Origin of the sequence: Luteimonas rhizosphaericola (genome assembly GCF_029888045.1) — a bacterium.
Classification (GTDB): domain Bacteria; phylum Pseudomonadota; class Gammaproteobacteria; order Xanthomonadales; family Xanthomonadaceae; genus Luteimonas; species Luteimonas rhizosphaericola.
Window position 1 is genome coordinate 29,437 of sequence record NZ_JARXRN010000024.1, and the last position, 23,842, is coordinate 53,278.

The 23,842-nt window shown below is 70.8% G+C and carries 16 protein-coding genes; 5 read left to right on the plus strand and 11 right to left on the minus strand.

Annotated elements, in window-relative coordinates; genetic code table 11:
• Positions 1-52 precede the first annotated feature (52 nt).
• The 4 genes from QFW80_RS08985 to QFW80_RS09000 form a co-directional block, all read right to left on the minus strand.
• Positions 53-406: a lipid-A-disaccharide synthase N-terminal domain-containing protein gene (locus tag QFW80_RS08985; protein ID WP_280601428.1), complete on the minus strand. Its 354-nt coding sequence runs from the start codon at positions 404-406 to the stop codon at positions 53-55.
• A complete protein-coding gene (locus tag QFW80_RS08990) occupies positions 403-1,137 on the minus strand; it encodes a glycosyltransferase family 2 protein (protein ID WP_280601430.1) in 735 nt (244 codons plus the stop codon). Before QFW80_RS08990 ends, QFW80_RS08985 begins: the two co-directional genes overlap by 4 nt.
• Positions 1,134-2,840, minus strand: a complete 1,707-nt coding sequence (locus tag QFW80_RS08995; protein ID WP_280601431.1) for a phosphoethanolamine transferase — start codon at positions 2,838-2,840, stop codon at positions 1,134-1,136. The genes QFW80_RS08990 and QFW80_RS08995 overlap by 4 nt, the downstream gene beginning before the upstream one ends.
• Positions 2,841-2,968: 128 nt before the next feature.
• Positions 2,969-4,678, minus strand: a complete 1,710-nt coding sequence (locus QFW80_RS09000; protein ID WP_280601432.1) for an ArnT family glycosyltransferase — start codon at positions 4,676-4,678, stop codon at positions 2,969-2,971.
• A gap of 136 nt (positions 4,679-4,814) precedes the next feature.
• Between QFW80_RS09000 and QFW80_RS09005 the strand changes: the two genes are divergently transcribed.
• The 4 genes from QFW80_RS09005 (at position 4,815) to QFW80_RS09020 (ending at position 7,999) form a co-directional block, all read left to right on the plus strand.
• Positions 4,815-5,513 carry a response regulator transcription factor gene (locus tag QFW80_RS09005; RefSeq protein ID WP_280601434.1) on the plus strand — a complete coding sequence of 233 codons (699 nt, stop codon included), beginning with the start codon at positions 4,815-4,817 and terminating at the stop codon, positions 5,511-5,513.
• Positions 5,506-6,777, plus strand: coding sequence for a sensor histidine kinase (locus QFW80_RS09010; protein ID WP_280601436.1), 1,272 nt, complete (start codon positions 5,506-5,508; stop codon positions 6,775-6,777). The genes QFW80_RS09005 and QFW80_RS09010 overlap by 8 nt, the downstream gene beginning before the upstream one ends.
• Positions 6,778-6,888: 111 nt before the next feature.
• Positions 6,889-7,356 (plus strand): DUF1810 domain-containing protein, encoded by a 468-nt coding sequence (locus tag QFW80_RS09015; RefSeq protein ID WP_280601438.1) that lies wholly within the window; start codon positions 6,889-6,891, stop codon positions 7,354-7,356.
• 286 nt (positions 7,357-7,642) lie between these two features.
• Positions 7,643-7,999, plus strand: a complete 357-nt coding sequence (locus tag QFW80_RS09020) for a cupin domain-containing protein (protein WP_280601439.1) — start codon at positions 7,643-7,645, stop codon at positions 7,997-7,999.
• Between the two features lie 21 nt (positions 8,000-8,020).
• Here QFW80_RS09020 and QFW80_RS09025 read toward each other — a convergent pair whose 3' ends face one another.
• From QFW80_RS09025 to QFW80_RS09055, 7 genes are all read right to left on the minus strand, one after another.
• Positions 8,021-8,782: an isocitrate lyase/PEP mutase family protein gene (locus QFW80_RS09025; protein WP_280601441.1), complete on the minus strand. Its 762-nt coding sequence runs from the start codon at positions 8,780-8,782 to the stop codon at positions 8,021-8,023.
• 117 nt (positions 8,783-8,899) lie between these two features.
• A complete protein-coding gene (locus QFW80_RS09030) occupies positions 8,900-10,504 on the minus strand; it encodes a glycoside hydrolase family 43 protein (RefSeq protein ID WP_280601443.1) in 1,605 nt (534 codons plus the stop codon).
• A gap of 43 nt (positions 10,505-10,547) precedes the next feature.
• Positions 10,548-11,636, minus strand: coding sequence for an endo-1,4-beta-xylanase (locus QFW80_RS09035; RefSeq protein ID WP_280601530.1), 1,089 nt, complete (start codon positions 11,634-11,636; stop codon positions 10,548-10,550).
• Positions 11,637-11,781: 145 nt separating this feature from the next.
• A complete protein-coding gene (galB, locus tag QFW80_RS09040; protein WP_280601532.1) occupies positions 11,782-14,481 on the minus strand; it encodes a beta-galactosidase GalB in 2,700 nt (899 codons plus the stop codon).
• A 149-nt stretch (positions 14,482-14,630) separates the two neighbouring features.
• On the minus strand, positions 14,631-16,055 hold the full coding sequence (uxaC, locus tag QFW80_RS09045; RefSeq protein WP_280601445.1) for a glucuronate isomerase: 1,425 nt from the start codon (positions 16,053-16,055) through the stop codon (positions 14,631-14,633).
• A gap of 82 nt (positions 16,056-16,137) precedes the next feature.
• Positions 16,138-19,011, minus strand: coding sequence for a glycosyl hydrolase 115 family protein (locus tag QFW80_RS09050; protein ID WP_280601447.1), 2,874 nt, complete (start codon positions 19,009-19,011; stop codon positions 16,138-16,140).
• A gap of 82 nt (positions 19,012-19,093) precedes the next feature.
• Entirely contained in the window at positions 19,094-20,386 is a 1,293-nt protein-coding gene (locus QFW80_RS09055; protein ID WP_280601449.1) for an MFS transporter, read from the minus strand.
• A gap of 387 nt (positions 20,387-20,773) precedes the next feature.
• On the opposite strand from QFW80_RS09055, the gene QFW80_RS09060 reads away from it, so the two are divergent.
• A complete protein-coding gene (locus tag QFW80_RS09060) occupies positions 20,774-23,689 on the plus strand; it encodes a TonB-dependent receptor (protein ID WP_280601451.1) in 2,916 nt (971 codons plus the stop codon).
• Positions 23,690-23,842: the final 153 nt, after the last annotated feature.

Below are 23,842 nucleotides of genomic sequence, written 5' to 3' on the forward strand. Positions count from 1 at the left end.
CTCCACCTGCCGCGCCGACGCACGGCGTCGGCCTGCTGGCCGGTGACCCCGCTCAGCGCGGCTGGTGCGACAGCTGTCCCCCCGTGGGAAGGCGCTGCCGGCGCGCGCGGATGTCGAGGTACAGGCTGTAGGCGGCGGTCGCGGCGGGCAGCAGGTTCTGCAGCACGCCCACCGCGTCCTGCTTGGCCGAGAACAGGAAGTACGACAGCGCCATGAGGCTGCCGGCCAGGCTCATGTACCAGAACAGTCGCGGAATCACGGGGCGCCCGGCGCGATACGAAGCCAGCGCCTGCACCAGCCAGCGTGCGCCGAACATGCCCGCGCCGGTCAGGCCGATCAGCTTCCAAGGCGTGACGTGCAGGCCGGTCCAGCCCAGCCACAGGATTTCCTGGTCGAGCGCGCTCATCCTGCACCTCCGCCGCGGATCTCGCTGACCGCGGTCACGTGGCTGCGGCTGATCAGCCAGGACACGCCGAACAGGTCGCGCAGTCCCACCAGCGCGCGACCGAGGTTGCCGTACTTCGAGCGCCCCCAGCGGCGGGGCCGATGCGCGACCGGGATGCTCGCCGTCGCCCAGCCCGCGCGCTGCATCAGCGCCGGCAGGTAGCGGTGCATGTGGTCGAAGTAGGGCAGGTCGAGGAAGGCCGCGCGCTCGAACAGCTTGATGCCGCAGCCGGTGTCGGGCGTGGCGTCGTGCAGCAGCCGCCGGCGGATGCCGTTGGCCCAGCGCGAGGCCCAGCGCTTGCCGGCCGAGTCCTGGCGGTCCACCCGCCAGCCCGCGAACAGCCGGGTGCGCGGGTCGGCGCGGTCGCGCGCCTCGAGCAGGCGCAGGATGTCGGCCGGATCGTTCTGGCCGTCGCCGTCGAGGGTCGCGATCCAGGCCGACTGCGCCTGCTTCACGCCGGTGCGGATCGCCGCGCTCTGGCCGCTGCGGCGCTGGTGCGCGAACACCCGCAGTTCCGGCACCTCGCCCGTCAGCCGCGCGAGCACGTCGCGGGTGCCATCGTCGGAGCGGTCGTCGACGCAGACGACCTCGAACGCGATCCGCCCGCGCAGGTGGCGCACGATCTCGTGCACCAGCGGCGCGATGTTCTCGCGCTCGTTGAACGCAGGCACAACCACCGAAAGCGAGGTCATGAGGCGCTCCCCGCCGGCGCCGGCCGGCACGCGCGGAAGATGTCGGCACCGGGCCGGTACAGCGCGGTGCGAACGTCGGTCAGCCCGAGCACGGTATGGAACAGGTGGTCGTGGCTGTAGTGGCCCGCGGCCTGCCGCTGCAGGCAGGCCCCGTCGATGCCGGTCGACCGTCGCCAGCGGTCCGAGAACCACGCCACCATCGGCACCTGCAGCTGTTCGGCCGGCGCGATCGCATAGGGCATGCCGTGCAGGTAGAGACCCTTCTCGCCCAGCGACTCGCCGTGGTCCGACACGTACAGCAGCGCCGCGTCGTAATCCTTCAGCGCGTCCAGGCGGTCGATCGCCTCGGCCAGCACGTGGTCGGTGTACAGCAGCGCGTTGTCGTAGGCATTGGTGATCTGCGCGCGCGTGCACTGCCCCAGGTCGGAGGTGGCGCACACCGGCGCGTAGCGACGGAAGCGGTGGGGATAGCGCTCGAAATAGTTCGGCCCGTGGTTGCCGAGCATGTGCAGCACCACTACCTGGTCGCCGCGCTGGCGTCTGACCGCCTCGGCGAGGCGGTCGAGCAGCACCTCGTCGTGGCAGCGCCCGCCCCCGCAGTGGCCCGCCTCCGCCAGGGTGCGTGCATCTTCGTTCGGCAGGCCGTCGCACACGCCCTTGCAGCCCGACTGGTTGTCCCGCCACAGCGTCGCGACGCCCGCCCGCTGCAGCACGTGCAGCAGCGACTGGTGGCCGCGGATCGCCTGCTCGTCGTACCGGCCCCGCCCCCAGGGCGAGAACATGCATGGCAGCGAGACCTCGGTGCTGCTGCCGCAGGCGGTGACGTCGGGGAAGTTGAGCACGTCGTGGCGACGCGCCAGCTCCGGCGTGGTCTGGCGGGTATAGCCGTTGAGTCCCCAGTTCGCGGCGCGCGCGGTCTCGCCCACCACCAGCACCAGCAGGCGCGGCCGGCGCATGGTGGCCGCTGGCACCTGCATCGCGTCCTCGCCGATGGGCAGCTGCGCGTGAGCGCTGCCGGGCGGTGCCTCGCTCACCACCTTGGCCAGCGACACCAGCACGTTGGCCGGGGTGACCAGGTAGCGCACCTCGCGATGGTTGCGCACGAACGCGGTCAGCGGCTGCAGCGACGGCAGCGCGCCGGCCACGCCGACGAGCGCCATCGCCAGCGCCAGCCGGATGCGCGCGCGCAGCGCGCGGCGCCACGGCCGCCGCTGCAGGCGGATGCGCCACACCACCACCAGCGCGGGCAGGGCCAGCAGCAGCGGACGCAGCAGGTCGGCTCCCGCCAGTTCGCCGGCCTCGCGCGCATCGGTGGCCAGTACGTTGCGCACCATGTCCGCGTCGATGTAGATGCCGTAGGCCGACATGTAGTGGCCGGCGAGGGCGGAGACCAGGACCAGCGCGCTCAGCACGATCCGCGCGGCCGGTCCCCACAGCAGCGCGGACAGCCACAGGCCGTGGATCGACACCACGATCAGCGCGAGCGAGAGCGCCCAGCGCCAGTGCGTGACATCGGTCACCGCGGCGCGCCAGAACACGCCGTTGGCGAACACGGTGAAGTACACCGCCGCCGCCGCGGCCAGCCATTCCACCTGCACGACGGGGCGCCGGGCGACGAGCGATCGCAACGCGAGCCATGCCGACGCCGGCGGCAGCGGAATCGCCGTGTGGTCCGCGTGGGTGGCATGGGTGGAAGCGGGCATGCGGAAGGCGGCGCCGGGCGTTGGGCGCATGCTCGCGGCGGGCATGTCGGAGTGCGGTCGGAGCGCTGTCGGAACGCGGTTAAGCGGCGTTGCGCGCGTGCAACGGATGCGCGCCATTGCGCCCGGGTTCAGCGTGCCGGCGCCGCGTCCTCCGACGGCGTGCAGCCCGGGATCCATGCGGCGCCCGGCGCGAGCAGCCAGCGGCGACGGTTGGACGCGCCGATGGCGACCAGCTTCGCCCGATCCAGGCAGGGCACCAGCGCTTCGGCATCGAGGAACAGCCAGCGTCGGGCGGGGTCCGCCTGCAGCCAGCGACCGGCATCGGTCCACTGCGTCGCGAGCGGGCGCTTGAACCCGAAGTCGACGACGGGCCGGTCCGCCTGCAGCAGGTGCTGTTCGCGCCAGCCCAGCAGCGCGAGTTCGGCGTCGGGTCCGATGCGGCGCCCCACGCGCTGCATCAGCGCCTGCGCCGATGCGCCGGGGCTGAGCGCGGGCAGCAGGCCGGCGCCATGACAGGTCCACAGCAGCGCGGTCGCCACCACCAGGGCAGGCGCCAGCCGCCGTCGTGGCGAACGCAGGGCGAAAGCGAGCACCGCGGACACCATCACGCCCAGCGCCAGCAGCCAGGCGCCCATGTGCGGCAGCACGCCGGCATCGAGTCCACGGTCGCGGGTCAACGCCAGCAGGCGTTCGACCGGCGCGCCCGCCAGCCAGGCGCCCGCCCCCAGGGCGCCCAGCGCCAGGACGGCCAGGTACGCCCACAGCGCCGCGCGTACGCCGCGGCGTCGCAGCAGGCCGGGCAGCAACGGCGCGGCCGCCACGCACAGCGCCGGCAGCATCGGCAGCACGTAGACCTCGCGCTTGCCCGGACTGGCGCTGAAGAACGCGAGCACCAGCAGCGACCAGCCCAGCAGCAGCACCACGCGCGGATCGAGTCGCCGCGCGCGTCGCCACCACGCCGGCAGCAGCCACGGCGCCAGCAGGCTGCCCGGCAGCCACAGCAGCGCCATCGCCTGCAGGTAGTACCAGGCCGGCTGCACGTGGTGCCAGGCGTTGGCGTAGCGCTCGCCGGTCTGCCGCAGCAGCATTTCGCGCGCGTAGGCGAGCAGGGCGGGGTCGCCCGACGCGAGCGCGGTGCCGAGCATCGGCGCCAGCCACGTTCCGACACCGGCCAGGAACCCGCCCACGCCCGCCAGCGCATGCACGGATGGATGCGCGGGCAGGCGTGTGCGCCCCTTCGCCCGCAGCCATCCCCACGGAACGAACACCAGCAGCGGCAGGAAACCCACGCCCTTGGTCACCGTCCCCAGCCCTGCCGCGAAACATCCCAGCGCCAGCAGCCAGGCGCGCGGGGTGAGCAGCAGGTAGCGCAGCAGCGCCCACAGCGAGAGCGTGGTCATGGCCACCAGCACCATGTCGATCTGGCCGCGCTTGGCCTGCAGCGCGAACTGCAGGCAGACGAACAGGCCGCCCACCGCCCAGCGCACCGCCCGCCGCCCCCACAGCCGGCGGGCCAGGTCGCCGCACAGCCACAGCGTGCCCAGCGCCGCCAGCAGCGACGGCAGCAGGAACGCGATCCGCCAGTCCCGCACCAGGACGAAGGCCGCGGCCTGCAGCCACATGAACACCGGCGGCTTCTCCGCGTACAGCTCGCTGCCGCGATGGGGGAACAGCCAGTCGCCGGTGTCGACCATCGTCCGCGCCGCCAGCGCGAAACGGGGCTCGTCCGGCGGCATGGGCTCGCGCCAGCCGATCCCCGCGGCCAGGGATAGGGCGATGAGCCACCACAGCAGCGCCAGGTGGCGGCGCGGGATGCGGGGCGTTCGGGAATCGGGCATGTGGCTGCCGGCACCGCGGACGGGCGCACAGCGTGGAGCGCACGATGTAGGAAAATGGTGGGAATTCCGACGGCGCTCCGACAGGCGCGACGGCATGCTGCCCCACCGGTGTCCCGGCCCGAGCGAGTGCGCCCCGATGCGATTGCTGGTCATCGAAGACAACCGCAGCCTCACCGCCAATCTCTTCGACTACTTCGAGGGCCGGGGCCACACCCTCGATGCCGCGCCCGACGGCGTGACCGGGCTGCACCTCGCCACCACCCAGGCCTACGACGCGATCGTGCTCGACTGGATGCTGCCGCGCCTGGACGGACGCGAGGTGCTGCGCCGCCTGCGCGACGAATGCGGCTCCGCCGTGCCCGTGATCATGCTCACCGCGCGCGACGAGCTGCCCGACAAGATCGCCGGCTTCCGCGCCGGCGCCGACGACTACCTCACCAAGCCCTTCGCCTTGCCGGAGCTGGAAGTCCGGCTCGACGCCCTGGTGGCGCGCGCGCACGGGCGGCAGCGTCGCCGGGTGCTCTCGGTGCACGACCTCACGCTGGACCTCGACACGCTGGAAGCCTCGCGCGGCGGGCGCGCGCTGCACCTGTATCCGGCCTGCCGCAAGCTGCTCGAAGTGCTGATGCAGGCCAGCCCCGCCGCGGTCACCCGGGAACGCCTCGAGCAGGCGCTGTGGGGCGACGATCCCCCCGACGGCGACATGCTGCGCTCCCACATCTACGAACTGCGCCGGAGCGTGGACGGCCCGTTCCAGGACAAGCTGATCCAGACGCTTCCGCGCACCGGCTACCGCATCGCGCACATCGACGCAGGCGCGGCCACGCATGGCTAGGGCCTCGCTCGGCCGGCGGGTGTTCGTGTGGCTGCTGGCCTACACCGCGCTCGCGACGGCGCTCCTGTTCACGGTGGTCGCGCACGTGCACGAACAGGCCGAGCACGCGGTCTGGGATGCGCTGCTGACGACCGAGCTGGATGCGGTGGCCGCGCGCCTGCGCGCGGGGGTGGACGACCGCTGGCAGGACTCGGGCACGCTGCGCCTGTTCCGCGGCACGCGCGGCGTGCCCGCAGCCGTCGCGGCGCTCCCGCCGGGACTGCACGACGATATTCCCGTCGACGGACGGGCCAGCGCGGTGCTGGTGCGCGACGAACCGGGCGTCGGCCGCCTGGCGCTGGCGCTGGACATCACCGATTTCGAGGTGCTGGAGACCGTGATGACCCGGTGGGCCGCGCTGGGCGCGCTGGTGCTGATCGTGGCCACGCTGGTGGTCGCCTCGGTCGCGTCCGGGCGCCTGTTCCACCCGCTGCGCGACCTGGCCGACGACATCGCCGCCCTGCAGCCCGAAGCGACCCGGGAGCGCGTGCGCGTCGGCCCGCACGGCAGCGCGGAGCTGTTCGTGATCGCCGATGCGCTCAACGGCTACCTCGACCGCCACGCCCGGTTCGTCGAACGCGAGCGGACCTTCATCAACACCGCCAGCCACGAACTGCGCACGCCGATGGCGGTGATCGCGGGCGCCACCGAACTGGCGCTGCAGCACCCCGGCATGCCCGACGTGGCGCGGGCGCAGGTGCTGCGCGCCCATCGCACCGTGCGCGAGGTCGAACAGCTGATCTCGCTGCTGCTGGTGCTGGCCAAGGACCCAGCCCGGCTCGCGCGCAGCAGCGACCGCATCCCGCTGCACGAGCTGGTGCCCGAGATCGTCGCCGACCATCAGTACCTCATGGCCGGCAAGCAGCTGGACATCGACTGCTCGGAGCTGGCCCCGAGCGAGGTGGTGGCGCCGATCGCGATCGTGCAGGTGGCGATCGGCAACCTGCTGCGCAACGCGATCGAGAACAGCGACCAGGGCACGATCCGGATCCGGCTCGAGCCCGACGCGGTGCTGAGCATCGAGGACCCGGGGCACGGCATGGCGCCGGAGGACATCGCCCGCGTCTACTCGCAGATCGCGCGCGGCACGGGCCGCGACGGCGGCGGCATCGGCCTCGAGCTGCTCGCGAGGATCTGCGAACACCTCGGCTGGCAGCTGGGCATGAGCTCGGTGCCCGGCCGCGGGACGCGGGCGGTGCTGGCGCTCGGTACGCAGGCGGCATGAGCCGGCGTGGCGCAGGACGCGTTGCGAGCGAAGCACGCGGGCATGGCACGTCCGGCACCGCCCGGGTCGACGTCGTCAGGTGAACGTTGCAGGCGATCTGGGGAGGGCACGGTGGACGATTCGACGACTGGCGATGGGATCGATGCGGCGACGGTGGGCCTGGAACGCTTCCTCGCCGCGCAGGCAGATGCCTATGCAGGCGCCCTGCGCGAACTGCAGGCCGGGCACAAACGGACGCACTGGATCTGGTTCGTGTTTCCCCAGCTCCGGGGGCTCGGCAGGAGTGCCACCTCCTGGACGTACGGAATTGCCGGCCTCGCCGAGGCCCGCGCCTATCTCGCGCACCCGGTGCTCGGCGCGCGCCTGCGGGAGGCGACCCGGGCCATGCTGTCGCATCGGGACGTCGATGCCGCCGTGATTCTCGGCGAGCTCGATGCGCTGAAGTTCTGCTCCTGCATGACGCTGTTCTCATTGGCCGGCCCCGGCGAGCCCGCCTTCGATGTCGCCCTGCAGCGCTTCTTCGCCGGCGAGCGTGATATGCGGACGCTCGACCTGCTGCGGACCTCCGGTCCAAGGTGAACAGCGGGGGCAGGCGCAGCGTGGGGGTCGGCACGCCCTTGATCGCGCCAAGCGTCACGGGTAGAACGCGCTTTCCTGTGCTGACACAACGCCACGACGCGCGTCGCGTGAGGAGCCACCACGTCGCCGCGATCGGCTTCTACCGGCGGGCCGGCTTCAAGCCCTCGGCGCGCCCCGCTTCAATGTAGGCGGACAGGACTACGACGACACCATCACGGGCGTGGCGACCGCGCCGCCCGCGCCACCCGCGTAACCCCATTCCCACAAGACGAGTCGAGAGCCGCCGATGACCCACATACCGATCAATCTCGCCAGCAAGCTCGGCACCTTCCACGAACATTACAAGCCGCGCACGGTGGGTCAGTTCAACGGCCACGACCTGATGCTCGTCAAGGCCCGGGGTCCGTTCAACTGGCACGTGCACGAGGACACCGACGACTTCTTCCTGGTGCTCAGCGGGCGGTTGCGCATCCTGCTGCGCGATGGCGAGGTCTCGCTTGGTCCGGGCGAGCTGTACGTGGTGCCCAGAGGCGTCGAGCACTGCCCGGTGGCGGACGAAGAGGCGCACATCCTGCTGATCGAGCCGCAGGGCACGCCCAATACCGGGGATCCCGCGACCGCGGCCGCACGCGTGCTGATCTAGCCGTGGCGCCGCTCCGGTGCGCTAGGCCTTCGCTTCGTCCTCGAAATGCCTGAGCGCCCGCGCCGCATCGTCGAACGCGTTCCATGCGTGTTTCGCCAGGCCGCCGCCCGTACTGCAGCGACGTACCCCGAGCGCGGCGAACTCGGCGATGCGTGCATCGAACGCGCCCAGCACCACGTTCACCGGCTTCGGCGCCACGGCGGCGACGAGCTCGGAGACCGCGCCTGCGTCGAGCAGGAACGGCACGAACAGGCAGTCGGCGCCCGCGTCGGCGTACGCGACCGCGCGCGCGATGCTCTCGGAGACCGGCATGCCGGGCACGCGGAAGTTCTCGTTCCGGCCCACCAGCATCACCGTCGGGTCGATGGCGTCGATCGCCTCGCGCGCCGCCTGCAGCCGCTCCACTGCCAGTGCGGTGTCGTACATGGCGCTGCCGGACCAGTCCTCGATCGAGAGCGCGGCCACGCCGGTGTCCACGGCCCGGGCGACGTTCCGGGCGACCGCGTCGGGCGCGTCGGCAAACCCGTTCTCGAAATCGGCGTTGACCGGTACCGGGACCGAGTCCACCAGCTGTCGCAGGTGGTCGAGGGCCTCGTCCAACGTCATCTCGCCATCCTGCTTCCCCGCCGCCCACGCGGCACCGGAGCTGGTCGAGGCGATCGCGGAAAACCCGTGCGCCGCCAGCCGCACGGCGCTGCCGCGATCCCAGGCGTTGGGCAGCAGGAAGAAGCCGGATGCATGCATGCGGCGGAACGTCGTGCGCCTGTCGGCGATGGTGGTCAACGCTGTCTCCCGGTGGCAAGGAAGGACGTAATGGGAGGCACGCGCCTGGCCCGTCGCCGATCATAGCGGCAGGCGGCGTGCGGCCGCCCGCGGGCTGGAGCCGGTCGTCCGGCGGGGTCAGTGCCGCCGCACGGACGCGCCCGGGTCGTGGGCAATCTCGCGGTATTCGAACCAGTCGAAGTCCGCGTGCAGGCGGCGGCCGGACAGGTCCTGGCAGGCGATCCCGATGAAATTCCCGGTAAAGCCGCAGGGCAGGGCGTGCTCGTCCGAGAGGATCGAGGCATCCTGCTCCCACCCGAACGGATGCCATGCAACGCCGTCGCGCGAGTACGCGAAGCGGATCCGCGCGCCTTCGATCACCAGCTTCAGGTGCACGCGTCCGCAATCGTCGAGCGGCGTTTCCTTCTCGACCGGCCAGCTCACCTGTCCGCGCTCGCAGCGCATCAGCCCCAGGCAGCGGCGCGAATGGGGCGCGTGGGTGATGAACAGGTAGTAGAACGCGTCGGTGTTGTAGAACGCGACCAGGCCGGCCATCTGCTGGAAATCCTCGGGCGAGAACTCCACGCAGGTCGACGCCTCGACATGGAAGGCCTGCTGGCGGCGTGCGACCAGGCTCTGCTCGAAACGCGAGACGATGCTCTCCCGGCCGTACAGGCGCAGGAAGCCGGGGCGTGCGTCGAGTCGGGCGAGGTCGCGGTCAACCGGCGCGCGTGGCGACTGCCAGTGCGGCGCGAGCGATGCCTCGTCGAAGTCGTCGCGCGCCGGCGTCGGCGGCCATGGATGCGCGGGAAGGTCCGGCACGCTCGCGGTCTCTGCTGGCTGGCGTCCGCCATGCGCGAGACGTGGCCAACCGTCGACCCACTGAACCGCCTGCAGCGCCGTCTCGCGGCCGAGGATCGCGCGCCCGTTCGCCAGCGGCCTCCGGCACAGGTGCACCAGGCTCCACGTGCCGTCGCGATGCTGGACGAGCGAGCCGTGGCCGGCCGACTGCAGCCGCAGGCCCGCGTCGTGCGCGCTGGTGAGCAGAGGGCCGTCCGGCATCGCCTCGTAGGGCCCGTCGATTCGGCGGGAGCGCGCCACGGTCGCCGCATGCGTGGCGAAGGTGCCGCCTTCGGCGGCCAGCAGGTAGTACCAGCCATCGATCCGATACAGGTGCGGACCCTCGACCAGCCCGAGTTCGGTCCCGCGGAAGATGTTGCGCACCGGTCCCACCAGCTGCCGCGCGACCGGATCGTACTCCTGCAGCAGGATGCCGCCGAAGCTGTCGTGGCCCGGGCGGTGGTCCCAGACCATGTTGACCAGCCACTTGCGGCCGTCCTCGTCGTGGAACAGCGAGGGATCGAAACCCGAGTTGTTGAGATGCACCGGGTCCGACCACGGCCCCTCGATGTCCGGCGCGGTCACCACGTAGTTGCGCACGTCCTTGAAATCACCGGCCCAGCCGCGCACGTCGGTGTAGATCAGGTGGAACAGTCCGTCGGCATGGCTCAGCGCCGGAGCCCACACGCCACCGGAATTGGGTCGGCCGCGCAGGTCGATCTGCGACGGGCGCGTCAGCGCGGGCGGCAGCGTGCGCCAGTGGACGAGATCGCGCGAGTGCGCGATCGCGACGCCCGGCCACCACTCGAACGTCGAAGTGGCGATGTAATAGTCGTCGCCGACGCGCACGATCGAGGGATCGGGGTGGAAGCCGGTGAGGATCGGATTCCGGAGCGTGGCCATGCGGTCTCCTCGGGGACATGGTGTTCCTCTCGCGGCTGCCTGTTCAGCGTGCCGCCGGCACGGCGAGCACCGCCTCGAAGGCGGGCTTGGGCCGCCCGTCGCGGTCGAACAGCAGGGTGTAGTTGGTGCGGCCCGGGATCGGGTAGCCGTTCTTCCACGACATGCCGTCCTCCACCCCCCACACCGCCACGCGGTGCAGCTTGTCGCGGCGGTTGTAGAAGATGCGGAACAGTTCGGCATAGCGCTCGGCGAGCTGGCGCTGCACGGCGTCGGGCAGGCCGTCGCGGTAGGGGTCGAGGAACGCCTTGAACTCCGGCAGCTGGAACTGCGGATGCATCATGCCCTGGCCGATGATCTGGCCTTCCTTCGTCAGCGGCAGCACGTCGACGTCGAGTTCGGTCACCATCACCTTCACGCCCAGCGCGGCATAGGCATCGATCGCTGCCTCGATGTGTTCGGTGGACGGATAGTTCAGCCCCCAGTGTCCCTGGATGCCGATGCCGTCGATGCGGATCCCCGCGTCCTGCAGCATCTTCACCATGCGCACGATGCCGTCGCGCTTCTCGGGACGCCACGCGTTGAAATCGTTGTAGTAGAGCTGCGCGTCCGGCGCGGCCTCGCCGGCGAAGCGGAAGGCGTCGCGCACCAGTGCGTCGCCGTCGCCGCCGTAGGCGCGGACCCATGTCGTGTCGCGGTACCGGCCGTCCTCGCCGATCTGCTCGTTGACCACGTCCCATGCATCCAGCCGACCGGTGTAGCGGCCGGCGACGGCGTGGATGTAGGCGCGCATGCGCTCGCGCATCGTGGCCGGATCGGCGGGCGTGCCGTCGTCGCCCTCGAAGAACCAGGCCGGCGTCTGGTTGTGCCAGACCAGGGTGTGGCCGACCATGAACAGGTCGTGCCGCTCGCCGTATTCGACGAAGGCGTCGGCGGCGGAGAAGTCCCAGGCGCCGGGTTCGGGATGCAGCACCTCGGCCTTCATCACGTTCTCGGCGGTAATGGCGTTGAAGTGCAGCGGGACCAGCGCCTGCGCCCGCGCATCGCGGCCGGACACCATGTCGGCGTTCATCGCGGTGCCGATCAGGAAGGCATCGGCATAGGCGTCCTTGAGCGTGGTCGGCGGCGCGGCCATGGCGGTCGAAGTCCCCGACAGCAGAACGGCGGCAACGAGGGCGTGGAAGGCATGGCGGGTGCGCATCGGGGGACTCCGGAGTTTGCGTGTGGCGCGGGACGTCGTTCGCAGGTGTCGGGTGCGCACGTGCCGCCTCGCAGGGATGTCAGGGCGCGCCGACGTGCAGGCGCAGCTCGGCCGAGGCCAGCCCGTCGCCGTGGACGCGCACCACGGCGGTGCCGGACTGGCCGGCGCGGCCGCGTATGATCGCCAGCACCAGTCCGCTGAAGGCTTGCCGGGTCGGCGAGGGGAAGGCGACGAGGTCGCGCGGGTCGCCGTTGTCCGTGGCGACGAGCTCCGCCGGTCCGTCGACCTCGAACCGCACATGGCTGTCGGCGTTGCGGATCGGCCGGCCCTGCGCGTCGAGCACGCGCAGGGTGACGAAGGACAGGTCGCGGCCGTCGTTGCCGATGCGGTCGCGGTCGGCCTCGAGCGCGAGCCGCGCGGGGGCGCCGGTGGTCTCCACGGTGGCGTCCGCCCAGGGCTGGCCGTCGCGCCAGGTCCGCACCCGGACCTCGCCGGGCTCGTACAGCACCTCGTCCCAGCGCAGCCGGTATTCGAAGTCGCCCTTCTTCCTGCGACCCTGCGAAACGCCGTTGACGAACAGCTCGCCCTCGTCGCCGCTGGTGAACACGTGCACCGGGGTGACCTCGCCCTCGCGGCCCGGCCAGTTCCAGTGCGGCAGGATGTGCGCCATCGGCAGGTCGGGGCGCCAGCGCGACTGGTACAGGTAGTAGCGGTCCTTCGGAAAGCCCGCCAGGTCCACGATGCCGGTGTACGAACTGCGCGCCGAGTAGTAGGGCGTCGGCTCGCCGAGGTAGTCGAAGCCGTTCCAGACGAACTCGCCGGCGACGAAGGGGTTGCGGTCGAGGGTGGCGAAGACGCGATCGGCGCTGGAGCCGAAGTCGACCGCGTGCAGCTCGTACGCGCTGACGTGCTGGTGCACGGAATCGCCCCCTCCGTTGTCGTCGCGGATCGGCGCGCTGTGGCGCGGCGTCACCGGGAACAGGTAGACGCCCCGGCTGCTGGCCGCCGAGGCGGTCTCGCTGCCCATGATCACCTTGCCGGGAAACGCGGCGCGGAACGCCGGGTACGACGGCGGCGTGCGGATGCGTTCGGTGCCGGCGAACTCCGGTTCCTGGCGGATGCCTTCGCCCTGGTAGTTGAGGTTGACCACGTCGAACGCGGCGGGGAAGGGCATGTCGGCCTTGGCCCAGTTCATCGACGCGGTGGTGGGGCGGGTGGGGTCTTCCTCGCGCACGATCCGCACCAGCCGCCGGCCGATCGCCGCGCCGGCCTCGCCGTCGTACTGTTCGCCGACCTCGTTGCCCACGCTCCACAGGATCACCGAAGGATGGTTGCGGTCGCGGCGCAGCATCGCGCGCAGGTCGGCCTCGTGCCAGTCGGGGAACACCAGGTGGAAATCCAGCGGCGTCTTCTTCTTCTCCCAGGAGTCGAACACCTCGTCGACGACCAGGAACCCCATGCGGTCGGTGAGTTCGAGCAGCTGCGGGTCGGGCGGGTTGTGCGCCATGCGGATGGCGTTGACGCCCATGTCGCGCAGGATCTCCAGCTGCCGCTGCGCGGCGCGGACGTTGAACGCGGCGCCGAGCGCGCCCAGGTCGTGGTGCTGGTTCACGCCGCGCAGCGGCACGTGCTCGCCGTTGACCACCACGCCGCGGTCGGGATCGAACTCCAGCCGGCGGATGCCGAACCGCGTTTCAATGCGATCCACCACCTCGCCCTCGCGCCGCAGGGTGGTGACGGCGACGTAGCGGTGCGGGTGCTGGTTCGGAGGTGGCCCCCACAGCCGCGGTCGTTCGATCCGCGTACCGGAGGTGACGGCCGTGGTGCCGCCGGCGACCACGTCGACGCCGATGGCGGGAATGCGGGCGACGGGTTCCGCACGCGGGCTGCCGTCGTCACCGAGCACGTGCAGCGCCGTCTCGACCTGGACCCGGGCCGGCACAGCGGTGGTGTTGTCGACGTCCACCCGCACGTGCACCTGCGCGGAAGCGTCCGAGACCTCGGGCGTGGTGACCGTGGTGCCCCACTGCGCCACATGCACCGTCGCGGTCGTGGTGAGCCACACGTCCCGGTACAGCCCGCCGCCGGGATACCAGCGCGCGGATTCTGGCGGGTTGTCGAGGCGGATCGCGAGCTGGTTCGCGCCGCCGAACTCGACGTAGGGCGTCAGGTCCACGCGCCAGCTGTTGTAGCCGTACGGCCACCCACCCACCAGCGTGCCGTTGAGCCACACGCTCGCATACGACATCGCGCCGTCGACATCGAGGTACACGCGTCGCCCGGCGAGCGACGCCGGGATCTCGAGGGTGCGCCGGTACCAGCCGATGCCCCAGCTCGGCAGCCGGCCCATGCCGCCGTACGGTCCCTCGGCGATGAACGGGCCCGCGATCGCCCAGTCGTGCGGCAGGGTCACCGGGGTCCAGCCGCTGTCGTCGAAGCCGGCGTCGAGGAAGGGGACCTCGCCGATCGGGGGTGGACCGTCGGGGCGCAGGTGGCGGGCGGCGGGATCGCGGATGAAGCGGTTGGCGGTCGGCAGAATCCAGCGCTTGAGCACGGGGCGGTCGGCTGCGATGCGCACCGCTTCGTCGGGGCGCGCGTCGGCGACCTTGCCGTCCGCGCTGCGGACGACCTCGGGCCGCACGTCGTAGTCGAGCCGCCCCTCGATACCGGGCGGATCGCCCATGTGGAAGCGCCAGCCGGTGTCGAGCCGGATGCGCTCACGCGGCGCGGCGTCGGCGACGGGCGACGGGAATGCGAGCGCCGCGGCGAGCGCGACCATGCCCACCCGCGCCAGCACGCGTCCCCAGCCGCTGTGGCGGGGGCGCAAGCGCGCGCGCAGCGACGGTGGAGCGCCCGGGCACCCGGTCCCTGCATCGCCGTGCGCGTCCGACGCCACCGCTCCCACCATCACCGCCCGTGCGCCCGCGGTCACAGGCGGTAGGCCTGTTTCGGCAGGCGGTAGGCGAGGTCGACCGCGACCTCGGCCGCGTCATCCTCGTCGAGGCGGTGCTCCGCGACCAGCTTCGCCAGCACCGCGCAGTCGACGCGCCGGGCGACATCGTGCCGCGCCGGGATCGACAGGAAGGCGCGCGTGTCGTCGTTGAAGCCGACCGTGTTGTAGAAGCCCGCGGTGCCGAGCGTCTGCTCGCGGAAGCGCCACATGCCCTCGGGCGAATCATGGAACCACCAGGCGGGCCCGAGGAACAGGCAGGGCCAGTGACCGGCCAGCGGGGCGAGTTCGCGCGCGTAGGTGCTCTCGTCGAGCGTGAACACGATCAGGCGGAACCCGGCCTCGTTGCCGTAGCGGTCGAGCAACGGCTTGAGCGCGCGCACGTAGTCGGTGCGCATCGGGATGTCGGCGCCCTTGTCGCGGCCGTGGCGGTCGAACAGGGCGCGGTTGTGGTTGCGGAAGCTGCCGGGGTGGATCTGCATCACCAGGCCGTCGTCCACGCTCATCGCCGCCATCTCGGTCAGCATCTGGGCGCGGAACAGCTCCGCCTCTTCCGGCAACGACTTCCCGGCGACGATGCGCGTGAACAGCGCGCGCGCCTGTGCCGGCACGAGGTCCGCGGTGGCGCAGGTCGGGTGTCCGTGGTCGGTGGACGTCGCGCCCATGGCGGCGAAGAATGCGCGCCGTTGCTGGTGCGCGCGCAGGTAGCCGTCCCAGTCGTACACGTTCTCGCCGGTGAGCTCGCCGAAGCGCTCCAGCGATGGGCGGAACTGCTCGTGCTCGGGATCGATCACCGGATCGGGCCGGTACGCGGTGACCACGCGCCCGCTCCAGCCGCTGTCGCGGATCGCCTGGTGGTGGGACAGCGGATCGAGCGGCGATTCGGTGGTGGCGATCACCTCGATGCCGAAGCGCTCGAACAGCGCGCGCGGCCGGAACGCCGCGGTCTTCAGCGCGTCGGTGATCGTGTCGTAGTAATGGTCGGCGGTGCCGGCATCCAGGCGCACGCCCAGTCCGAACACCTCGGCGAACACGTGGTCGAGCCACAGCGACGACGGCGTGCCGCGGAACAGGTGCGTGTTGCGGGCGAACACGCGCCAGGCCTCGCGCGGATCGACCCCGGCACGCGATCCGTCGGCGCGCGGGATGCCCAGCGCGTCGAGGGGGATGCCCTGGCTGTAGAGCATGCGGAAGATGTAGTGGTCGGGCACCAGCAGCAGTTCGGTCGCGTTGGCGAACGGCGCATCGTCCGCCCACCAGGATGGATCGGTGTGGCCGTGGGGGCTGACGATCGGCAGCCCGGCGATCTGCGCATACAGGCGCCGCGCGATCGCGCGCTGCGCCGGGTCGGACGGGAACAGGCGATCCTCGTGCAGGACCAGTGGCTTTGCGGCGGTGTTCATCGGGTGCAGATCGATCCGTGGACGGTAGGGCTGATCGCGCGCAGATCCCGGCGCGAGGCGATGGGTGGGGTGGTGGAGGGCGTCATTCGCGCAGCCGGCTCTCCGCGGGTCCGAGCGTTCCGCGTGGCCGCGGATCGGTGACGACCTCGATGCGCTGGAACACGATGCCCGGGTCCATCGCCCACAGCCGCAGGGTGTTGGCGCCCGCGGTTGCGGCGTGCCGCGAACCGGCGACGTGCGCATGGGCGATCACCGCGCGTTCCCAGGCCTGGAAGTCGCGGTCGCCGGGTGTGGGGTCCAGGCGCATCGTCACCACCTGCGGCGCCTCGTCGCCGATCGAGACTGCATAGCGCAGGCCGCCGCGGTTGCGGATGTCCAGCGTCGGGGCCATCGTCACGCGGACCTCGACCTCGCCTGCGGCATCGAGCACCAGCGGATACTCCAGCCGCGCGCCGTCGCCGCCGGGCTGGAGGCCGGGCCCGGTGGCCGGCCATGCGGCGACGCCCGAGCCGCCGTGGCCGAGCTGCGGGATGACCTGCCACGCCCCGCCCGGCGGCGGCACCGCCCTGGCGTAGCGCGGGGCCTCGATGGCGATCACGCCGTCGCCTTCGACGAAGCCGCGCGCGCCGCGATGCGCGGGTGGCTTGCGCACCGGCACCTGTACGTAGACTTCGGTCCGGTCGCTGCCGCGGATGGCGATCACGGCCTCGTGCTCGCCTTCCGGCAGCGCGGCCCAGTCCACGTTCAGCGTCAACGGCTGCGCGTCGTCGACCGCGCCCTGTGCCGGCGTCACCGTCAGCCACGGTTGCGTGGATCGCGCGGTGAACTCCACTGGCCCGCGTCCGCCGTTGAAGATCTCCACCGCGCGCGACGTCGCCGCCACAGGATCCAGGGGCGCCAGCCGGGGCGAGGTGGCCGGCTGCGGCCAGCGTCGCGCATCGCCCTCGATCGCGACCCCGGTCACGCCGCGTGCCGGCACGTCCACGCTGGCGAGCGCGGGCAGGATGTTGCGCTCGGGCTGCTGCCAGTGGGTGTAGCCGATGCGCGCCTGCGACATCATGTGCACCCACTTGCCGTCGGCGATGTCGCGTTCGTACATGCGCTGGAGTTCCGCATCGCGCTCGAACAGGCGACGGGCCTCGTCCGCCCACTTGTTTGCCGAGGCGCGGCCCTGGGCTGCGTAGAGGCGGTTGCGGGCCACGGCCACGTACAGCCGGTTGAGGTTGGCGCTGGCCAGCACCGGGTATTCGACCAGCTGCACCCAGGCGTCGCGGTGGCTGGCGGGAATGCGCCCGGCGAGCGCCAGCGTGCGCTGCTCCAGGGCGTCCCACTCGCCGATCACGCGCTCGGCCTCGCCGTCGTGCAGCAGGCTCCAGGTGTCGGCGTCCAGCAGCTCCGGCTTGCGGCGCGCGTTGTACCGGGTGTAGCGGGTGACGATCCCGCCGATCTCCCGCGCATGCGTGGCGCCGAACTGTTCCGCGGCCCAGGCCGCCGGATAGCCGGTGATCCATTCGAGGTCGGCCGCATCCGGGTTCCAGGCCTGGTCGAGGAAGGCGCTGATCGGCAGCTCCATCGGCTTGATGTCGCCGACGTTGACCACCCACACGCGCTCCACGCCGTGCGCCCACGCCAGGCGCATCTGCTCCCACGCGCGCTCGACCTGGGTGGTGTTGAGCCACTTGTAGTTGCGCGGGCCACCGACGTAGTCGAAGTGGTAGTACACGCCGTAGCCGCCGGGGCGCGCTGCGGCCGGGTCCGGCAGGCGGCGGATGTTGCCCCAGTTGTCGTCGGCGAACAGCAGGGTCACGTCGTCGGGCACGCGCATTCCCTGGTCGTGGTACTCCTGCACTTCCTTGTACAGCGCCCACACCTGGGGCGTGTCTTCCACCGGCTTGCCCGTCACCTCGCCGATGATCCGGCGCTGGTCGGCGACGATGCGCTCGAGCAGGGCGGTGGCGGTGCCTTCGGTCATCGCCTCGTCGCCATCGCCGCGCATGCCCAGCGTCACTACCGCCTCGCGGCCCTGCAGCCGTTCGATGCCGCCGCGCCAGAACCGCTGCAGCGTCTCGGCGTTGCGGGTGTAGTCCCATGGGCCCTGGCCGTAGCGCGACCACTCGTCGTGCGCGCGCATCATCGGCTCGTGGTGGCTGGTCGCGATCACCACGCCGTACTCGTCGGCCAGCTCGGCGTTGCGCGGATCGTCGTCGTAGAACGCGCGCGGCTGCCACATCGCCGGCCACAGGTAGTTGGCCTTGTGGCGCAGGATCAGCTGGAACACGCGCTCGTAGAAGCGGTGGTTGGTGCCGCCGAAGGTCGCGCGCGACCAGCCACCGAGCGCGGGCTCCTCGTCGTTGATGAAGATCCCGCGGTACTTCACCTTCGGCGCGTCGACGAAGCGGCCGGGCGCGATGTGGAGCGAGGCGCGGCGTGGCGGCGGCACGTCCGCCCACCAGGTCCAGGGCGAGACGCCGATCCGGCGGGAGAGTTCGTACAGGCCGAACGCGGTGCCGCGGCGATCGGCGCCGACCACCAGCAACGCGCGCTCGATGCCGGGTTCCGGCGCGTCGACCACCTGCAGCAGGTAGCCCTCCCACACGCCGGCGACGCCCGTGGTATCGATGCCGCGCTCGCGCACGATGCGGTCGATGCGCGCACTGTGGCCCAGGGTGCCGGCGATGACCGCCGTGCGCGGTGCGTCGGTGGACACGTTGCCGCCGGACACCGCAGCCAGGTCGTCGCGCAACGCCTCCGCCGCCAGGCGTACCGCGGCAGCATCTTCCGCGTCCACCAGCACCGCGATCGGAACGCCGCGCTCGACCAGCGCCAGGCTGTCGCGGCTGGCCGTCTCGCACACGGCTGCCGGCGCACTGCAGTCGGTCGCGGCACGTGCAGGCCCCGGCAGGGCGGCCAGCACGCAGCCCATCACCAGGGTCGAAAGCAGGGTGGCGAGGTTCATGCAGCGCGGGATCCTTTAGCAGTGCGCGGCCCGGCGCGCCCGCATGGCGGGCGATGCAGACGAGGCCAGCGGCGCAAACGGTTCACGATTCGTTGGATGGGGAAAGCCGGACCGGCTCGAGCCGCGGCGCGAGTACGTGGATGACCAGCAGCGCAGCCAGGTAGGCGAAGCCGGCCATCAGGAACAGCGCCGCGTAGCTGCCCGTGTACTGGCGCAGCCAGCCCGCACCGAGGTTCATGAAGAACCCGCCCATCGCGCCGGCGAAGCCGCCGATGCCGACCACGGAGGCGACCGCGTTGCGCGGGAACATGTCCGAGCTGAGCGTGAACAGGTTGGCCGAAAAACCCTGGTGTGCGGCCGCCGCCAGGCCGATCAGCCACACCGCCATCCACTGGCCTTCCACGTGCGGCGCGAACACCACCGGCAGGATGCTGAGCGCGCAGATCAGCATCGCGGTCTTGCGCGCACCGTTCGCGCTCCAGCCGCGCTTCATCAGGAACGAACTGAACCAGCCGCCGCCCACCGAACCGACATCGGCCAGCAGGAACACCGTCACCATCGGCAATCCGATCGTGCGCAGGTCGACGCCGAAGCGGTCGGCCATGAACATCGGAAACCAGAACAGGTAGAACCACCACACCGAATCGCTGAGGAACTTGCCGCCGGTGAACGCCCAGGTCTGGCGGAACCGCAGCAGCTGCAGCCACGACACCTTGCCGGGCGGGTCGGGCGGATCGCTCTCGATCAGCGCCAGTTCGTCCGGCGAGACCTTCGGGTGCTCCGCGGGCCGCCGGTAGACCGGCAACCAGAACACCAGCCACACCAGGCCGGCCAAGCCCGTCACCACGAACGCGGTGCGCCAGCCCCAGGTGAGCGCAAGCCAGGGCACCACCAGCGGCGCGACGATCGCGCCGATGTTGGATCCGGCGTTGAAGACACCGGTGGCAAACGCCCGCTCGCGCTTCGGAAACCATTCCGCCACCGTCTTGACCGCCGCCGGAAAATTGCCCGATTCGCCGAGCCCGAGCGCGAAGCGCGCGAGGCTGAAACCGACCACCGACTTCGCCAGCGCATGCGCCGCCGCGGCCAGCGACCACAGCGTCAGGTACACGCTGTAGCCCACGCGCGTGCCGACGCGATCGATGAACCAGCCGGCGAACAGGAAGCCGATCGCATAGGCGAGCGTGAATGCGGCGCTGATCACGCCGTAGTGCTGTTCGCTCCAGCCGAACTCCGCGACGAGGGTGGGCGCGAGGACGCCGAGCACCGCACGGTCGACGTAGTTGATCGTCGTGGCGAAGAACAGCAGCGCGCAGATCACCCACCGGTAGCGGCTGGTCCGGACCTGGGGCGAGGAGTGGGTCATGGCGCTCATGCACAGCGCGCCCGCGCGACCACGGCAGCGAAGGCGCCGCGGCACCTGCATGCGAATGGCATGTCCCTCTCCCCTGCGCGATTCGTGATAGCGCTATCAGTAACACACTCCCCAGCGCGACGGCCACCTGTGCGCATGCAACCGCGCACGCCGTCGCTCCGACGACAACGCTGTCGTCGCAGGCGTGGGAATTCGTGCTGCATTGCAGCGTCGATGCGCATGTTGCGACGCAGCGTGTAGGCGCGAACTTGATAGCGCTACCATCCGGCCGCCACTCCCGAAGGGCGTGTCGCACATGCGTCCCTGTGGGGGTACGAGGCATCACAGTCCACCGGTGTCACGACGCGAGCAGAAGCCGTCGGCCACCATCAGCGGGAGGGGAATTGCGTGCAAGTCCGAATCGCTAGAACAGCGTTGTCCAACGCCCTGGGCCTGGCCCTGATCGGTATCGCCGGCGCGGCCATCGCGCAGGATCCGCCGCAGGCACCGCAGACGCCGCCGCCGGCACCCGCCACGCAGGACGCGGTCGACCTCGACCAGGTCGTAGTGACCGGTTACCGCCAGAGCCTGCAGTTCTCCACCGACGCCAAGCGCCAGGCGACGGGCTTCACCGACTCGATCTTCTCCGAGGACATCGGCAAGTTCCCGGATACCAACATCGCCGAATCGCTGGCGCGCATTCCGGGCATCCAGATCGACCGTGACGTCAACGGCGAGGGCCTGAACGTCGGCATCCGCGGTCTGCCGCAGAGCTTCACCAAGACGCTGATCAACGGCGGCGAAGCGGCCACCGCCTCGATCGGCCTCAACCGCGGCAACCAGAACCGCGAGGTCGACCTCAACCTGTTCCCGACCGAGTTCTTCAACAAGCTCACGGTCTACAAGTCGCCGCAGGCGAGCCTGCCCGAGGGCGGCATCTCCGGCGTGGTCGACATGCGCAGCATGCGTCCGTTCGACCTGCCCGGAAAGCATTTCAACTACTCCGGCCAGTTCGACTACAACACCATCGGCGAGAAGTTCAATCCACGCGGCTCGGCGCTGTACACCTGGACCAATGACGAGGGCACGTTCGGCGCGCTGGTCGGTGCGTCGGTGGTGCGCAGCCGGATCTCCGTGCGCGGCTGGGAGTCGGTGGGCTGGATGAATCCCGGCCTCAACTACCAGCAGTGCGGAATCGCGGCGCCCGACGGCGTCGATCCGCTGACCACGCGCCCGCCCGAGTGCAATCCCGGCGGCGGCGGCAGCCTGCAGATGCCCAACACCGTGCCCGACAATGCTTCCACCGTCGGGGCCGGCATGACACCGGGCGACACCATCGATGCGCAATGGCTGCTGGAACAGAACCCTGGCCTGACCATCGACCAGATCACCGAGGCGCTGTTCCCGCGCCTGGCCCGGCCGGTCGACATGTCCGGCGACCGTGAACGCGATGCCGTGGTGGCCTCGCTGGAGTGGCGCCCCAGCGACCGCATGCACTTCTACCTCGACGGCCTGTACTCGCGCGCCAACTACGAGAACGACCGCATCGACGTGAACCTGGTCGGCCGTACCTTCGGGCCGTCCGGCTTCCTGCCGACGAACATGCAGCTCGACGCGAACAACGTCGTCACCAGCGCCACGCTGGTCAATGCGCAGTTCATCCTCGAAGCGCGCCCGTACCGCGACGAGGTGCAGTACTGGAACCTCAACCCGGGCGCCACGTTCTGGTTCGGCGAGAACGAGGACGTGAAGCTCGACGTGCAGGCGAACTGGAGCCGCAGCTGGTTCTTCCGCGAATCGCCGACGATCATGCCGGCCTCGCCGATCACGACCGTCGCCTATACCAACAACGGCACGCCGTCGTTCGATTCCGGCGGCCTCGATCTGAACGACCCGAACGCCGGCTGGAACTGGACCGGCGGCCGCGTCAACCTCAACAACGAAAAGCGCGTCACCGAGGCCGGCCGCCTGAAGGCCGACCTGCAGTTCGGCGACGACGTGCGCAACATCAAGGTCGGTGCCTCGACCGACCGTTCGCGCCGCACCATCGTCGCCTTCGACAACACCACCGCCTGGCAGGCGTACGTGTTCGAGAACGTGACCCCGGGCGAACTGCCGAATTTCCTGCGTCCCGGCCCGGCCGGCTTCATCACCGTGGACTTCGACGCGTTCAAGGAGGCGACGGACTACGATCGCTTCTTCGACGAGGCGCCCGAGGTCGGCACCTCGCAGTCGGTAGGCGCGGCCGCGGGCGGGTTCGACGAGAAGACGAAGGCCGCCTATGTCGAGTTCAACGGCGAAACCGAGGTCTGGAACCGCAACCTGCGCATCAACGGCGGCGTGCGCTACATCGAGACCGACCAGGACATCACCGGCCCGGTGACCCTCGGCGGCGTGCGCGAGTACCAGACGCTGAGCAACACCTACGACGAATGGCTGCCGTCGTTCAGCGCCGCCTGGGACGTGGCCGACGACTGGGTGCTGCGCCTGTCGAGCTCCCGCACGCTGACCCGTCCGAACCCGCGCTCGATGCTGCCTGCGACCACGTTCTCCGACCCGTCGGCCGAGATCGCCGACCAGGGCAACCCCAACCTCTCCCCGTACCTGTCGACCAACTTCGACCTGGGCCTGGAGTGGTACACGGGCGAGGAGGGCCTGGTGGCGCTGACCCTGTTCAACAAGCGCGTGTCGGGCTACACCTACCAGGGCGTCAACGTGATTCCCTTTCGCCAGCTCGGCATCCCGATCGACTCGCTGAGCGCGCAGCAGCTGGCCGCGCTCAACGCGAACGGCGGGCTGGATGCGCCGATCAACGTCCGCCAGCAGGTCAACGCCGACGCCACGCTCGACATCCAGGGCTGGGAGCTGATCTGGGTGCAGCCGCTGGACTTCGTGTTCAACGGCCTGGGCGTCATGGCCAACTACACCGACATCGACCTCGAGCCCACGGGCCAGGAAGCCGACCAGCTGGCCGGCAACCTGTTCGGCATCGCGCCGGTGCTGTGGAATGCGACCGCGTACTGGGAAAACGACCTGGCCTCGGTGCGCCTGTCGTACAACTTCGTCGAGGGTTCCGCGCAGCGTGCGCGGGGCAACAACGAGGGCGGCCTGAACTACGGCCAGTACTTCGGCGAGGACCGCGGCCAGTTCGACCTGTCGGCCAGCTACACCCTGGCGTCGCTGCCGTCCGAGCCGCAGCTGACCTTCAACGTGCTCAACATCACCAACGAGGAAACGCGCAACTACATCACCTATCCGAACGTGCCCGGCGAGATCTACCAGCCTGGGCGGACGTTCCTGATCGGTATCCGCGGCACCTTCTGACCCGGTCCGCGAAGACGCTTTACTCCCCACGACCCACCCGGTGTCCCGAGGCACCGGGCGGGTCGTGATTTTTTTGCACAGGGGCGTCCCGGCGGCACGGCGAACATGCGATCCTTCGAGACACGGCCGCCGGAAGGCGGCCGTGTCGCAGGG

Coding starts and splice junctions, on each gene's coding strand:
- QFW80_RS08985 (WP_280601428.1), bottom strand. CDS start 406: ATGAGCGCGCTCGACCAGGAAATCCTGTGGCTGGGCTGGACCGGCCTG.
- QFW80_RS08990 (WP_280601430.1), bottom strand. CDS start 1,137: ATGACCTCGCTTTCGGTGGTTGTGCCTGCGTTCAACGAGCGCGAGAAC.
- QFW80_RS08995 (WP_280601431.1), bottom strand. CDS start 2,840: ATGCCCGCTTCCACCCATGCCACCCACGCGGACCACACGGCGATTCCG.
- QFW80_RS09000 (WP_280601432.1), bottom strand. CDS start 4,678: ATGCCCGATTCCCGAACGCCCCGCATCCCGCGCCGCCACCTGGCGCTG.
- QFW80_RS09005 (WP_280601434.1), top strand. CDS start 4,815: ATGCGATTGCTGGTCATCGAAGACAACCGCAGCCTCACCGCCAATCTC.
- QFW80_RS09010 (WP_280601436.1), top strand. CDS start 5,506: ATGGCTAGGGCCTCGCTCGGCCGGCGGGTGTTCGTGTGGCTGCTGGCC.
- QFW80_RS09020 (WP_280601439.1), top strand. CDS start 7,643: ATGACCCACATACCGATCAATCTCGCCAGCAAGCTCGGCACCTTCCAC.
- QFW80_RS09030 (WP_280601443.1), bottom strand. CDS start 10,504: ATGGCCACGCTCCGGAATCCGATCCTCACCGGCTTCCACCCCGATCCC.
- QFW80_RS09035 (WP_280601530.1), bottom strand. CDS start 11,636: ATGGCCGCGCCGCCGACCACGCTCAAGGACGCCTATGCCGATGCCTTC.
- galB (WP_280601532.1), bottom strand. CDS start 14,481: ATGGTCGCGCTCGCCGCGGCGCTCGCATTCCCGTCGCCCGTCGCCGAC.
- uxaC (WP_280601445.1), bottom strand. CDS start 16,055: ATGAACACCGCCGCAAAGCCACTGGTCCTGCACGAGGATCGCCTGTTC.
- QFW80_RS09050 (WP_280601447.1), bottom strand. CDS start 19,011: ATGAACCTCGCCACCCTGCTTTCGACCCTGGTGATGGGCTGCGTGCTG.
- QFW80_RS09055 (WP_280601449.1), bottom strand. CDS start 20,386: ATGAGCGCCATGACCCACTCCTCGCCCCAGGTCCGGACCAGCCGCTAC.